The organism is Geodermatophilus sp. CPCC 205761, from assembly GCF_051383655.1.
Classification (GTDB): Bacteria; Actinomycetota; Actinomycetes; order Mycobacteriales; family Geodermatophilaceae; genus Geodermatophilus.
On the sequence record NZ_JALPKQ010000001.1, the window covers coordinates 259,560 to 272,955 of the forward strand.

Annotated in this window: 13 protein-coding genes; 5 read left to right on the forward strand and 8 right to left on the reverse strand. The window is 75.3% G+C overall.

What is annotated here, in order from left to right:
- Window positions 1–173 precede the first annotated feature (173 nt).
- The 4 genes from MY526_RS01325 to MY526_RS01340 all read right to left on the reverse strand — a co-directional run bounded on the left by MY526_RS01325 (window position 174) and on the right by MY526_RS01340 (window position 3,875).
- Window positions 174–1,589 carry a DHA2 family efflux MFS transporter permease subunit gene (locus tag MY526_RS01325; RefSeq protein WP_436691399.1) on the reverse strand — a complete coding sequence of 472 codons (1,416 nt, stop codon included), beginning with the start codon at window positions 1,587–1,589 and terminating at the stop codon, window positions 174–176.
- Window positions 1,590–1,595: 6 nt separating this feature from the next.
- Window positions 1,596–2,597, reverse strand: a complete 1,002-nt coding sequence (locus MY526_RS01330; protein WP_436691400.1) for an anion permease — start codon at window positions 2,595–2,597, stop codon at window positions 1,596–1,598.
- 6 nt (window positions 2,598–2,603) lie between these two features.
- Window positions 2,604–3,221 carry a DUF47 domain-containing protein gene (locus tag MY526_RS01335; protein ID WP_436691401.1) on the reverse strand — a complete coding sequence of 206 codons (618 nt, stop codon included), beginning with the start codon at window positions 3,219–3,221 and terminating at the stop codon, window positions 2,604–2,606.
- 105 nt (window positions 3,222–3,326) lie between these two features.
- Window positions 3,327–3,875, reverse strand: coding sequence for a sigma-70 family RNA polymerase sigma factor (locus tag MY526_RS01340; protein ID WP_436691402.1), 549 nt, complete (start codon window positions 3,873–3,875; stop codon window positions 3,327–3,329).
- 83 nt (window positions 3,876–3,958) lie between these two features.
- On the opposite strand from MY526_RS01340, the gene MY526_RS01345 reads away from it, so the two are divergent.
- The 5 genes from MY526_RS01345 to MY526_RS01365 are packed head-to-tail and all read left to right on the forward strand — an operon-like array spanning window position 3,959 to window position 8,930.
- A complete protein-coding gene (locus tag MY526_RS01345) occupies window positions 3,959–4,603 on the forward strand; it encodes a zf-HC2 domain-containing protein (RefSeq protein ID WP_436691403.1) in 645 nt (214 codons plus the stop codon).
- Window positions 4,600–6,384 (forward strand): copper resistance CopC/CopD family protein, encoded by a 1,785-nt coding sequence (locus tag MY526_RS01350; protein ID WP_436703047.1) that lies wholly within the window; start codon window positions 4,600–4,602, stop codon window positions 6,382–6,384. The genes MY526_RS01345 and MY526_RS01350 overlap by 4 nt, the downstream gene beginning before the upstream one ends.
- A 31-nt stretch (window positions 6,385–6,415) precedes the next feature.
- On the forward strand, window positions 6,416–7,213 hold the full coding sequence (locus MY526_RS01355; protein ID WP_436703048.1) for a YcnI family protein: 798 nt from the start codon (window positions 6,416–6,418) through the stop codon (window positions 7,211–7,213).
- Entirely contained in the window at window positions 7,210–7,863 is a 654-nt protein-coding gene (locus tag MY526_RS01360; RefSeq protein ID WP_436703049.1) for an SCO family protein, read from the forward strand. The genes MY526_RS01355 and MY526_RS01360 overlap by 4 nt, the downstream gene beginning before the upstream one ends.
- Entirely contained in the window at window positions 7,860–8,930 is a 1,071-nt protein-coding gene (locus MY526_RS01365) for a hypothetical protein (protein WP_436691407.1), read from the forward strand. Before MY526_RS01360 ends, MY526_RS01365 begins: the two co-directional genes overlap by 4 nt.
- 18 nt (window positions 8,931–8,948) lie before the next feature.
- Here the strand turns inward: MY526_RS01365 and MY526_RS01370 are convergent, their stop codons facing one another.
- From MY526_RS01370 to MY526_RS01385, 4 genes are read right to left on the reverse strand one after another with little or no spacing between them, the layout of a single operon-like run.
- Window positions 8,949–9,758 (reverse strand): NTP transferase domain-containing protein, encoded by an 810-nt coding sequence (locus MY526_RS01370; protein WP_436691408.1) that lies wholly within the window; start codon window positions 9,756–9,758, stop codon window positions 8,949–8,951.
- Window positions 9,748–10,869: a CDP-glycerol glycerophosphotransferase family protein gene (locus MY526_RS01375; protein WP_436703050.1), complete on the reverse strand. Its 1,122-nt coding sequence runs from the start codon at window positions 10,867–10,869 to the stop codon at window positions 9,748–9,750. Before MY526_RS01375 ends, MY526_RS01370 begins: the two co-directional genes overlap by 11 nt.
- The gene (locus MY526_RS01380) at window positions 10,866–11,648 is read right to left on the reverse strand and encodes an HAD family hydrolase (protein ID WP_436703051.1); all 783 of its coding nucleotides are present in this window, start codon (window positions 11,646–11,648) and stop codon (window positions 10,866–10,868) included. Before MY526_RS01380 ends, MY526_RS01375 begins: the two co-directional genes overlap by 4 nt.
- A 29-nt stretch (window positions 11,649–11,677) precedes the next feature.
- Window positions 11,678–13,198, reverse strand: a complete 1,521-nt coding sequence (locus tag MY526_RS01385) for a mannitol dehydrogenase family protein (protein ID WP_436691411.1) — start codon at window positions 13,196–13,198, stop codon at window positions 11,678–11,680.
- Window positions 13,199–13,396: the final 198 nt, after the last annotated feature.

Genomic DNA, 13,396 nt, shown 5'->3' on the forward strand with positions numbered 1-13,396 from the left:
TGCGGGGTGCGCCTCAAGCAGGCGCGAGGGTCAGCAGCCCGGACAGCAGGCGGTGCAGACACGCAGCAGGTCGACGTGGATCCGCCCCACGAGGAGCACCGTCGTCGCCGCCACGAGGGTATGTCTACCAGATCGATGGACATAACCGTCAATAGGCGTCCCAAACACCGGGATCAGGTCCGAAGGGCGCCGGCGTGCACCGTGGCCGCCGAGACCGCGGCGCCCAGCAGGAACAGGCCCGCGCAGGCCGTCATCGCCACCGGGTAGCCGGCCCCGAACACCTCCGGACGGGCGTAGTCGGCGCCCGAGAGCCCGACGGCGACCGGCAGGGCGGCCACCGCGAGCAGCTGTGCGGCGCGGGCGACGGCGTTGTTCACCCCGCTGGCCACCCCGACCAGCGCGTCGGGCGCGGCGGCCAGCACCGTGGCGGTCAGCGGCGCCACCGTCGTCGCCATGCCGAGCCCCTGCAGGAGCGAGCCGGGCAGGACGGCGGTGGCGTAGGACGAACCGGCGTCCACCCCGGCCAGCCACAGCGTGCCCGCCGCGGTGATCAGGGGGCCGACGGTCATCGGCAGCCGCGGGCCGATCCGCGTGGCCAGCGCACCGGCGCTCGGGGAGAGCAGGGTGATCAGCAGGATCGACGGGAGCATCGCCGCTCCGGCGGCGGTGGCGTCCCAGCCGAGCACGGTCTGCAGCTGGAGGACGAGGAACAGCGACGAGCCCCCGAGCCCCCCGTAGACGGCGAACGTGGCCAGGTTGGCGCCGGTGAACGTCCGGCGGGCGAACAGGCTCGGGGGCAGCAGGGGGTCCGGCGTCCGCCGCTCCCGGAGCACGAAGCCGACCCCCGCGAGCAGCCCCAGGACGGCGCCGGCGACGACGTCGGCGCGCACCGGGTCCGCACCGGCCGCGATGAGCGCGTAGGTCACCGCCCCGAGCGCCAGCGCGCCCAGGGCGGCCCCCGGGAGGTCGAACCGCCCGGGGGGCCCGTCGGCGCGGCTCTCCGGGATGCGCCGGCCGGCCACCGCGAGCACCAGCGCGGCGAGCGGGACGTTGAGCAGGAACACCAGCCGCCAGGAGCCCGCGTCGACCAGCACGCCGCCGAGGAACGGCCCGACCAGGCCGGCGATCCCGCCGAGCGCCGACCACAGCCCGATCGCCCGGCCGCGGTCGGCCGGGCGGAACGAGGCCTGGATGAGCGCCAGGCTGCCCGGGGTCAGCAGAGCGCCGCCGGCGCCCTGCAGGACCCGGGCGGCGACCAGCTGCCCCGGTGAGACCGCCAGCCCGCACAGCAGGGACGCCGCGGCGAACCAGCCGACTCCCACGAGGAAGACCCGCCGGCGGCCGTAGCGGTCGCCCAGGGAACCGCCGAGCAGCACCAGCGCGGCCAGCGCCAGCGTGTACCCGGTGACCGTCCACTGCAGCGCCGCCAGCGAGGCGTCGAGGTCCGCGCCGATGGCCGGAAGGGCGACGTTCACCGCGGTGGCGTCGAGGAACGCCATCCCGGAGGCGAGCACGGTGGCCAGCAGCAGCCAGCGGCCGCCCGCCGTCCCCAGTGCGAGCGGCGGCGCGGGGGAGCTGCCGCCGGCCACGTCGGCTCAGCCGACGACGAGGTGGGTGAGGAAGTAGGCCACCGCGGCCACCGCACCGGCAGCCGGGAGGGTGACCACCCAGGCGACCACGATGTTGCCCGCGACGCCCCAGCGGACCGCCGACAGCCGCCGGGTCGAGCCCACGCCCATGATCGACGTGGTCGTGATGTGGGTCGTGGAGACCGGCACGGCGAAGACCGTCGCCGTGGTCACCATGACGCCGGAGGCGACCGTCTGGGCGGCGAAGCCGCCGGCGGGGGTGAGCTGGATGATCCGCCGCCCGAGGGTGCGCATGATCCGGAAACCGCCGGCGTAGGTGCCGGCGCTCAGTGCGATGGCCGCGGCGAGGACCACCCACAGCGGAACGGTGAAGTCGTCGATCTCGCCGGCCGTGAACAGCGCCAGGGTGATGACGCCCATGGTCTTCTGCGCGTCCTGCAGGCCGTGGCCGAGCGCCATGGTCGCCGAGCTGACGATCTGCGCGTAGCGGAAGCCGCGGTTGGCGCGGGAGACGTTCGCGCCCCGGAAGGTCCACAGGATGGCCAGCATGAACAGGTAGCCCAGGCCGAACCCGACCAGCGGCGAGACGACCATCGGGACGACGACCTTCTCGAGGACGCCGTCCCACTGGACCGAGTGGGCAGCGGCCACCGCGGCGCCGACCAGCCCACCGATGAGCGCGTGCGACGACGACGACGGCAGCCCGAACCACCAGGTGATCAGGTTCCAGACGATCGCGCCGATCAACGCGGCGAACACGATCATCAGCCCGTCGGCGCCCTCGGGCGGGTCGATGATCCCGGCGCCGACCGTCTTGGCCACCTCGGTGGAGAGCAGGGCGCCCACCAGGTTCATGACCGCCGCCAGCGCGAGGGCCACCCGGGGGGTGAGGGCCTTGGTGGAGACGGCGACGGCGATCGCGTTGGCGGCGTCGTGGAATCCGTTGGTGTAGTCGAAGGCGAGGGCGACCAGGACGATGACGACGAGGGCGACGAAGGCCGCGTCCATGCCGGGTCAGGACTCCTTGACGGTGATCGTCTCGACGACGTTGGCCACGTGCTCGAAGGCGTCGGCGGCCTCCTCGAGCTGGTCGGCCACCTCCTTGAGCTTGAGGATCTCCAGCGCGTCGAACTCCCCGCTGTAGAGCCGGGAGAGCAGTCGCCGGTAGAGCTTGTCGGCCTCGTTCTCGATCCGGTTGACCTCGATCCAGTACTCGGAGAGGTCCTTCATCGTGCGCAGCCGCGGCATCGCCTCGGCGGTGGTCTGGGCGGCCCGCTGGAGCAGCGCGGTCTGCTGGCTCATCTCGGCCGGCAGGGTGCCCAGGCCGGTGAGGATGACCAGGTCGGCGGCGGCCTCGACGAAGTCCATGACGTCGTCCAGGTCGCTGGCCAGGTTGTAGATGTCCTCGCGGTCGAACGGGGTCACGAAGCTGGAGTTGAGCTGCCGGAAGATCGCGTGCGTGGACTGGTCGCCCACGTGCTCGAGCTCGCGGAGCTTGTCGGCGAGCTCGGCGCGGCGGGCGTGGTCGTGGATGAACTCGCTCAGCACGTCCGTCGCCGCCACCAGGTTCTGGGCGGAGGCGGTGAACAGCGGGTAGAAGCTCGAGTCCTTGGGGGTCAGGCTGAAGGGCACGCGTTGGCTCCGGTTTGGGTGGGGATGTCCGGTCGCCCGCCGCCTGGGCGGTCGCACGGCCGTCGGGCAGCATAGGTGCCCGTTCACGCACCGTTCATCCAGGCGTCACGCGTGTGCGGCGTCGCCTTCCTCACCTGCGAGCGCGTCGACGAGGTCGGCGCGGGCCCGGGCGACCCGGGAGCGGATGGTGCCGACCGGGCAGCCGGCGACCTCCGCCGCCTCGGCGTAGGGCAGCCCCAGCAGCTGGGTGAGCACGAACGCCTCCCGGCGGTCGGCCTCCAGCCGGGCCAGCAGGTCACTCACGACGGCGCCCTCGCCCACCCGGTCCGCGACGTCGGCGCGGTCGAGCACCTCCAGGTCGGCGTCGTCGCGCACGAGGGTGAGCCGGCGGCGCCGGCGGGAGCGGACGGCGTCGGCGCAGACCCGCCGGGCGATCGACAGCAGCCAGGTGCGCAGCGAGGACCGGCCCTCGAAGCGGTGCAGGGCGCCGAACGCCCGCAGGTAGGTCTCCTGCGTCAGGTCGTCGGCGGACTGGCGGTCACCGAGTGCGGCGCACAGCCGCCACACGTCGGTCTGCGTGGCGCGCACCAGCGCCGCCGCGGCGAGGGGGTCGCCGTCGACGGCGGCCGCGGCCAGCCGCTCCAGTTCCTCCACGTGCCCATCCTCCCGGGGACCGCCGTCCGGACCGATCCCGAAAAGAGGGGAACCAACGGGGCCCGGGCGACGACTACCCCATCATGCAGTGCACCCCCTATCGCGAGGCGTTGTCCGCGCGACTCGACGGCGAGTCGCCCGGGATGCCCGCCGCCGAGCTCGACGAGCACCTGGCCGCGTGCCCGGCGTGCGCGGGCTGGGAACGGACGGCGGAGCTGGTCACCCGGCGCGCCCGCCTCGCCCCGGCGCCGGTGGTGCCCGACCTCACCGCCACCGTCCTCGGGGCGCTGCCCCGGGAGCTGCCCGGCACCGCCGCGGCCGCCCGGGCCCGGCTGACCGCCTCGGCGCTGCGGCTGGCGCTGCTGGCCCTCGGCGTCGCGCAGGTCACCCTCGCCTGGCCGTCGCTGACCACCGGCGCCGCCGCGATGAGCGCGCCGACGCACATGGCGCACGAGACCGGCGCGTGGAGCCTGGGCGTCGCGGCCGCCTTCCTCGCCGTCGCGGCGGCACCGCGCCTGGCCGCCGGCGCGCTGCCGTTCCTCGGCACCTTCGTCGGGCTGCTCACCGTCCTGACCGTGGCCGACCTCAGCGCCGGCCGCGTGCACGCCGACCGCGCGGTCACCCACGCCCTGCTGCTCGCCGGCGTCGCGTTGGTCGGCACCGTGGCGTGGCGCGGCCGCCGGCGGCGGACCGTGCCCGCCGTCGCCCGCGAGCGGGTGCCGGCGTGAGCCGCCGCACCGCGTGGCCGCTGCTGCTGCTCCTGCTCGGCGCCTGGCTGGTCGCCGGCGTGGGCACGGCCTCGCCGGCCGCCGCCCACGCCGAGCTGGTCAGCACCGACCCGGGGGAGGGGGCCCGGCTGGAGCAGGCGCCGGCCGAGGTCACGCTCACCTTCACCGAGGGGGTCTCCCTGGGGGCCGGCTACGCCCGCGTGCTCGACGCCGCGGGCGAGCGGGTGGACGCCGGCACCGCGACCGTCGAGGGCGCCGCGGTGGTCATCCCGCTGCGCTCGGACCTCGGCGACGACGGCTACCTCGTCACCTACCGCGTGGTCTCGGCCGACTCGCACCCGATCTCCGGGGCCTTCTCGTTCGTGGTCGGCGACGGCGAGCTGGTGCCCGCGGGCACGGCCGGCGACGGCGCCGACACCGACCCGGTCGTCGCCTCGCTGCTCCCGGCCGCCCGCTGGCTGGGCTACGCCGGGCTCGCGCTCGGCGTCGGCGTGCCCGTGCTCCTGGTGGTCGGCTGGCCGGCCGGCTGGCGCTCGCCGCGACTGCACCGCCTGGTCGCCGGGGGGCTGGTCGCGGTCGCCGCCGGCGCGGTGCTCACCTTCGTCCTGCAGGGGCCGTACGCGGCCGGCAGCGGCCTGGGCTCGGTGGCCGACCCGACACTGCTGGGCGCCACGGCGTCCACGGGCAACGGCGCCACCCTGCTGCTGCGGGCCGCGCTCGCCGTCGCGCTGCTGCTGGAGCTGCGGCCCGCCTGGCGCCGGGGGGAGGCGCCCCGCCCGTACCCCCTGGCGGTCGCCGGGGTCCTCGCGCTGGCGCTGGTGCTGGCCACCGCGGCGGTCGGGCACCCCGTGGCCGGACCCTGGCCCGCGCTGGCCGTCGTCGCGGCGACGGTGCACACCGCGGCGATGGCGGTGTGGCTGGGCGGGCTGGTCGGGCTGCTGGCCGGCGTCCTCCGCGAGGACGCGCCGGCCGACGAGCTGGCCCGCGTGCTGCCGCCGTTCTCCCGGCTGGCCGCCGGCTCGGTGACCGCCCTGGTGGTCAGCGGTGTCGTGCAGGCGGTCCGGGAGGTCGGCGCGCCGACCACCCTGGTGACGACGACCTACGGCTGGGTGCTGGTGGCCAAGCTCGCGCTGGTGCTGCTCCTGCTCGCCGCGGCCGGCATCTCGCGGGTGTGGGTGCAGCAGCACCTGGGCCTGACCCGCCCGCGCCCGGCCGGACACCGCCGGGTCACCGCGCACGCCTTCGCGGCCGGCGCCGGCCCGGCCGAGGACCCCGCCGTCGAGTCGGCGGCCGGTGCCCGCGCCGAGGTGCAGGCCGCGGCCGCCGGCGCCGAACGGCCCGCGCTGCGCCGGTCGGTGCTGGCCGAGTTCGTGCTCGCGCTCGTCGTCCTCGGGCTGTCCTCGGTGCTGGTCGGCACTCCGCCGGCGCGGGCCGCGGTGGCCCAGCCGGTGGACGTGACCGAGCCGCTGGAGACCGCCACCGGGACCGAGGGCAGTGTCCAGATCTCGGTCGACCCGGCCACCGCGGGCCCGAACACCCTGCACGTCTACTACTTCGACGAGGCCGGGCAGCTCGCCCAGCCGCTGGACATCCGGGTGTCGGTCACCGAGCCCGCCCAGGAGATCGGCCCCATCGAGGTGGGCCTCGAACCCGCTGGGCCCGGCCACTACGTCGGCGACGGCATGGCCGTCCCCGGCCCCGGCACCTGGACCCTCGCGGTCACCGTCCGGGTCGACGAGTTCACCGCCAGTACAGCCAGCACCACCTTCCCCGTCCGCTGACCCCGCACGACCCCGATCCGACAGGAGACCTGTGTCCACATCCCTGCCCCGGCCGCTCGCCCGGCTGGGCGTCGTCGTCCCGGCCGTGCTCGTCGCACTCGCCGCCGCCGTCGCCGGAGCCGGCGTCGCCTCGGCCCACGTCACCGTCTCCTCGGCCGACGCCGCCCCGGGCGGGTTCGGCAAGCTGACCTTCCGGGTGCCCAACGAGAGCGACACCGCCAGCACCGTGGCGCTGCGCATCTCCGTTCCGGAGGAGTCGGCGCTCGCCTCGCTCCGGGTGCAGCCGATCGCCGGCTGGACGGTCACCATGACCACGTCGGACCTCGCGACGCCGCTGGAGAGCCACGGCGAGCAGATCACCTCCTACGTGTCGGTCATCGAGTTCCGCGCGGTGGACGGCGGCGGCATCCGGCCCGGCGAGTTCCAGGAGTTCGCGCTGTCCGGCGGGCCGTTCCCCGAGAGCGGCGAGCTGACGTTCCCGGCGGTGCAGACCTACAGCGACGGCACCGAGGCCGCCTGGATCGAGCCGACCGTCGACGGCCGGCCCGAGCCCGAGCGCCCCGCCCCGGTGCTCGCCCTGGGCGGTGGCACGTCCGGCAGCGCCGGCGCCACCGAGCCGGCATCGAGCGGCGGCGACACCGCCACCTCCAGCGACGGTGACACCGCCACCTCGAGCGACGGCGACACCGCGTCCTCGACCGAGTCGGTGGCCGACGAGGGCTCGAGCACGGGCACCGTGGCGCTCGTCCTCTCGATCGTCGCCCTGCTGCTGGGCCTCGGCGGCGTCGCCCTCGGGCTGCGGGCGGGGCGTCGTACCGTGTCCTCGTGACCCCGTACCGTCGCAGCCGGCTGGCCGCCCTGGTCGTCTCGACCGGGCTCGCGCTGGCCGGCTGCGGCGGCGCCGCGGCGGAGGAGTCCGGGGGGCACGAGCACACGGCCGGCGCCGCGACCGTCGAGGGCCCCGAGGACCGCTACGCCGGGATCGACCTGGTCGATCCCTACCAGCGGCCCTCGTTCACCCTCACCGACACCGACGGCCGGGCCTACGACTTCGCCGCCGCGACCGCCGGCACGCCGACGCTGCTGTTCTTCGGCTACACCTCCTGCCCCGACATCTGCCCGGCCACGATGGCCGACGTCGCGGTCGCGCTGCGCGGCCTGGACCCGGCGGTCGCCGAGCGGGTGCAGGTGGTCTTCGTCACCACCGACCCGGCGTTCGACACCCCCGCGGTGCTCGGCGAGTACCTCGGGCGCTTCGACGCCGACCTGCCGAACCGATTCGTCGGCCTGACCGGCGACCAGGCCGCCGTCGACCAGGCCCAGCTGGCCGCGGGCGTGCCGCTCGCCGAGGACGCCGGCCGGCTGCACTCCTCGCTGCTCCTGCTCTACGGCGCCGATGACCGCGCGCACGTGGCCTTCGACGCCGGCAACACCAGCCGCGACATCGCCGGCGACCTCACCCAGGTGGTCGGGGCGTGAGCCGGGCGCTCGCCCGGTCGCTGGTCGTCGTCCTCGGGGTGCTGGCCACCCTGCTGGTCGCCGGGCCCGCGGTGGCGCACGTGGGCGGCGGGGCCGCGGGCAGTGACTTCGACGCGCGCGTGCTGGCGGTCGAGCCGGCGGTGCCGGGCGTCGAGGTGCGGGTGCTCTCCTTCGGCGACGAGTTCGAGGTGGTCAACACCACCGCGGCCGACGTCGAGGTGCCCGGCTACTCCGAGGAGCCGTACCTGCGGATCGGGCCGGACGGCGTGTGGCGCAACGCCCACAGCCCGGCCACCTACATCAACCTCGACCGCTACGGGCGGACGGCGCTGCCCGCGCACGCCGACCCCGCGGCCGAGCCGGAGTGGGTGCAGGTCTCCACCGAGCCGCAGTACGTCTGGCACGACCACCGCACGCACTGGATGACCGAGGGCGCGCTGCCCCCGGCGGTGGCGGCCGCGCCCGACCGCGCGCACGTCGTCTCCGAGTGGGTGGTGCCGCTGGCCCACGGCGGTACGGAGGTGGCGGTGCGCGGCGAGCTCACCTGGAGCCCGCCGCCGTCACCGTGGCTGGTGTGGCCGCTCTACGCCGCCCTGGTGCTGGCCGCCGTCGCCGCGGGGCTGCTCGCCCGGGGACCGCGGCCGCTGGGCGCCCTGCTGCTGGTCGGAGGGGCCGCCGCGCTGTGGCACGCCGCGGCCACGCCGGAGCCGGCCGCCAGCGTCTCCTCGCACGCCGGCGCGATCGTCTCGGCGCTGCTGCCGGGGCTGACCGCCGTGCTCGTGGCCGGAATCGGGTTCCGCGCCGCCCGCCGGGGCCGCGGCGCCATGACCGGGCTGCTGGCCGTCGTCCTCGGCTGGCTCATGCTGGTGCAGGGGCTGCCCGACGTCGACGTGCTGTGGACCGCCCACGTGGTCTCCGCCGGTCCGGACCTCCTCGCCCGGGCCGCGGTCGCGGTGCTCGTGGCGCTCGGCGCCGGCTGCGTGGTCGGCGGGGTCGCCGCGACCCGCCGGTTCCGCGAGGACCGGCATCCGCACCGACCGGCCGGCGCCTCGCTGCCGGTCGGCTGAGCCGGCGGCCGCCCCCCTTCAGCTGCGGTTGCCCGGTACCGGGTGCAGGTGGCCGCGCGCGGCGAACAGCTCGTTGGCCCGCTCCAGGTCGGCCTCGAAGTCGACCTCCACGGCGGGGAAGCGGGAGATGTCCAGCGGCCGGATCCGCAGACCCTCGGTGAGGATGGCCGTCTCCATGCCGCGCTCGAAGTAGTCCTGCGCGGCGCAGGCGGCCAGGTGCTCGATCAGCACCGGCTTGTCGGCGGCCGACACGTAGTTGATGCCCACCGCCTCGCCCAGGCCGCCGACGACGGTCTTGGACAGTTCGGCGATGCAGCCGTCGGCGTCGAGGGTGTACTTGACCTCCTCGTCGGCGACGGTCGAGGTGTCCACGCACACGAAGCTCTCGTCGGCCCGCAGCGCCGGCAGCGCCATGTCCAGCACCGCCGGGTCGAAGACGACGTCGCCGTTCAGCCAGAGCACCCCGCCGTCGCGGGTCGCGCGCAGGGCACGCAGCAGGCTCTGCGAGGTGTTGGTGACGGCGTAGTCGGGGTTGTAGGCGAACCGGACGTCGGTCGCCGCGGCCATCACCCGGGTGGCCTCGAACCCGACGACGACGGTGACGTCGACCGCCGGGCCGAGGACCGAGCGCAGCCCGTCCAGCTGGCGCTGGAGGATGCTGCGGCCGTCGTGCAGCGGGGTCAGCGGCTTGGGCCAGGGGCGGCCCAGGCGGGTCCCCATCCCCGCGGCGAGGATGACCACCTGCACCGGCTCGGTCCGGGCCCGCGGGGCCGGGACGGCGGGCAGCGTGCGGGTCAGGCCTCCGGTCGCGGCGCGGTCAGCGAGCACGGTCGTCCCCTCCTCGGGTCGTGGTGACGGTCCCCGGGGCGGACGCCGGGACGATCAGGTCGAGGACGCGCTCGGTGGCGGCGCCGTCCTCGAGGTGGCAGAAGGTCTCGCGGAACCGGGCGTAGCGCTCCGCGTACCGGGCGCTGACCGAGTCGAGGTCGGCGAGCGCGTCGACGAGTTCCGTGCTGGTCGACAGCAGCGGCCCGGGGGCGACGTCCTCCAGGTCGAAGTAGAACCCGCGCAGCTCGTCGCGGAAGTACTCCAGATCGTAGGTGAGGAAGAGGATCGGCCGGCCGGTGATGGCGAAGTCGAACATGGTCGACGAGTAGTCGGTGACCAGGACGTCGGCGCCGAGGTAGAGGTCCCGGATGTCGGGGTGGCTGCAGACGTCGCGGACCGGGGAGCCGTCCACGATCTCCAGCCGGTCCATGACCATGTTGTGCAGGCGCAGCAGCAGCACGTGGTCCCCGCCGAGCCGGGTGGTGAAGTCCTCGAGGTCGACGGGGAACTCGAAGTCCTGCGGCCCGGTCTTCTGGAACACCAGGTCGTCGCGCCACGTCGGCGTGTAGAGGACGACGGTCTGGTCGTCGGTGACGCCGAGGTCGGCCCGGACGGCGGCCCGCACCCGGTCCCGCTCGGGGCTGCTGAGCAGGTCGTTGCGCGGGTAGCCGGTCTCGTGGATCACGCCCCGGTAGCCGAACGCCCGCCGCAGCCGCTCGGTGCTGGCCGCGTTCGGCGACAGCAGCAGGTCCCAGCGGGCGATGTCCTGCTCCAGGTAGGCCAGCCGGCCCTCCGGCGCCCAGCGGACGTCGTTGTGGATGCGCTTGAGCGGCGTGCCGTGCCAGGTCTGCAGGTAGGTGGTGCCCGGCCGCTTCTCCCAGTCCAGCGGGATGTGGTCGTTGGAGATGACGAGGTCGGCCTGCTCCAGCGCGGCGATCGACTCCGGGCTGCCGAAGGGGACGGTCGTCACGTCGGCGGGGAAGGTCGCCTGCGTGTGCGGCGCGGACAGCCAGGTGTGGGTGGCGTCGGTCCCGCGCGCGAGCAGGGCCTCGTAGAGGGCCCGTGGGCTGTCGGAGAAGTGGCCGCGGAAGGCCACGTAGACGATCTTCACTTCGCACCGCCCGTGGGGAGCAGGTCGCCGGCCGACCGGCGGGTGAGGACCGGCAGCAGCAGGTCGGCCAGCTGCGTCCAGGAGTCGACGACGACGAGCACGCCGGCGTCGGTGAGGGCAGCGGCGCGCTCGGCCCGCTCCGCCTCGGGGACGAACAGCAGGTTGCCGACCGTGGGACAGCCCGCACGCACCGCGGAGAGGGCGCCGGGCACGGAGTCCTCGACGGCGAGGCCGACCTCGGGCGCGATGCCCAGCTGCTCGCAGGCGTGCAGGTAGACGGCGGGGTCGGGTTTGCCGGTGGGCACCGGGAGGGAGTCCTCGGCGCTGAACCGGACCGCCGGCGGGATCAGCTCGTCCAGACCGGTGGCGGTGAAGCAGGCGGCCAGCCGGGTGAGCGCGCTGGAGCTGACGGCGGCCGGCCGCAGGTGGGCCGCCAGGGCCGTGAGGGCCTCGGTCGTCGGCCCGTGCGGGGTGAGCGTGGCGCCCAGGTGGGCGGTGACCGCGCGCTTCTCCTCGGCGACCCACGGCTCGACGTCGACGTCCGGGCGCCCCGCCTCGGCGGCCAGCCGGCGGGACGTCGTCCGGAAGTTCATGCCCGTCGTCGCCAGCCGCAGCTCCTCGGCGGTGAAGCGCAGGTCCACGCCCAGGGAGGCCAGGAACGCGTTGGTGACCTCCGCCGAGGCGACGAAGGCCGGTTCCTCCGAGGGGAACAGGTTGCCGTCGGCATCGCAGAGCAGGGCCTCGAGGCGCGCGACGAGCGGCTCGGGGAGGGCGGGCATCGAGGGAGTTCCTCCGTGCGGGTGCGGGGTCATCGGGCCAGCGGGACGGTACGGGCCGGTGGCGTGTCGGCGAGGGCGGCGGCCAGGGTGACCCGGACGCCGAGCCGGTCGAGGCGGGCCAGCGCCCGCTCCAGGTCGGTGACGAAACCGGGCACGTCGCCGAGGTCGCCGAACACCGGCCGGACGGACAGCAGCGGCCGCGGGTCGGTGCCGCCCGACCGCGCGAGCGCCTGCAGCTCGTCGGCGCGGGGGTCCTCCATGGGCAGCGGCCGGCCGTCGTCGTCCGTGCCGCGCAGATAGCGGCACCAGCCGGCGACGGCGAGGGTGAGCAACGTCGTCGGCCGGCCGTCGGCCAGCGCCTGGCGCAGCGAGGGCAGCAGGTGGTGCGGCAGCTTGGTGGAGCCGCGCCGGCACAGGCGGGGCAGCCCGTCGGCGATCGCGGGGTTGGCGAACCGCTGCAGGAGCGTGCGCTTGTAGTCGGTGAGGTCGACGCCGTCGGGCTGCGGCAGCAGCGGGGTGACCTCGTCGTCCATCAGCCGGGCGACGTACTCCGCGAAGACGGGGTCGACCATGAGCTCGTCCATGCGGGTGTGGCCGGCCAGCGAGCCGAGGTAGCCCAGCGCGGAGTGGCTGGCGTTGAGCAGCCGCGTCTTCATCAGCTCGTAGTCGCCGACGTCGGCGACGAAGCGGACGCCGACCTCGTCCAGCGGCGGGCGGCCGTTGCTGAAGGTGTCCTCGATGACCCACTGCGAGAACGGTTCGGTGATCACCGGCCAGCGGTCGTCCACGCCGTAGCGCTCCGCGACCGCCGCCCGCTCCTCGGGGGGCGTCTGCGGCGTGATCCGGTCGACCATGCTGCTGGGGAAGGCGACCCGGTCGGTGATCCAGCGGGCCAGCACCTCGTCGCGCAGCCGGGCCAGGCCGACGACGGCCCTGCGGGTGGCGTCGCCGTTGCGGTGCACGTTGTCGCAGGACACGACGGTGAACGCGGGCAGGCCGGCGCGGCGGCGGCGGTCGAGGGCCTCGACGAGGTAGCCGAAGACGGTGCTGGGGGAGTCCCACCCGGCGAGGTCGCGGACGACCTCGGGGTCGGCGGGGTCGAACTCGCCGGTGTGCGGGTCGAGCCGGTAGCCGGCGCCGGTGATCGTGAGGGTGACCATGCGGGTGCGCGGGTCGGCCAGCCGGTCCAGCACCGCAGACGGCGCGTCGGGGGCGAAGAGGTAGTCGACCATCACGCCGACGACGCGGGCGCGCTCACCGTCGGGGCTGCGCTCGATGACGGTGTAGAGGTGGTCCTGCGGGACGAGTGCCTCCTGCATGCCGCGGTGCCGCAGGCCGACCCCCACCACGCCCCAGTCCTGGGAGATGCGCCGCTCGGCGAGCTCGTCGAAGTAGAGGAGCTGGTGGGCGCGGGAGAAGCCGCCGACGCTGAGGTGCACGACGGCGGGGGTGAGGGCGGAGCGGTCGTAGGTCGGCACGGAGAGCCGGGCGCCGTGGCTGCGCAGGGTCTCCTGGCTCAGCGGGCGGATCCGGTGGGAGAGCGGGGGCACGGCGAGGGCCGGCGTGGGGGTGTCCGGGCGGGGCAGTGCTCGGGGACCCGGAAATCGCTGCGGCCTCGTCATGCAGCATCTGCCCTCTCTCGTGCGTGTGGTGCGGTCGCCCCCTCGCCAGCGGTCCCGGTCCGTCGCCTCCGCCGCCGTGGTGCGGGCGGGAGCTACCGGTGGTACAGCGTCGATCATCAGTACACG

Coding starts and splice junctions, on each gene's coding strand:
- MY526_RS01380 (WP_436703051.1), bottom strand. CDS start 11,648: ATGCCCGCCCTCCCCGAGCCGCTCGTCGCGCGCCTCGAGGCCCTGCTC.
- MY526_RS01345 (WP_436691403.1), top strand. CDS start 3,959: ATGCAGTGCACCCCCTATCGCGAGGCGTTGTCCGCGCGACTCGACGGC.
- MY526_RS01330 (WP_436691400.1), bottom strand. CDS start 2,597: ATGGACGCGGCCTTCGTCGCCCTCGTCGTCATCGTCCTGGTCGCCCTC.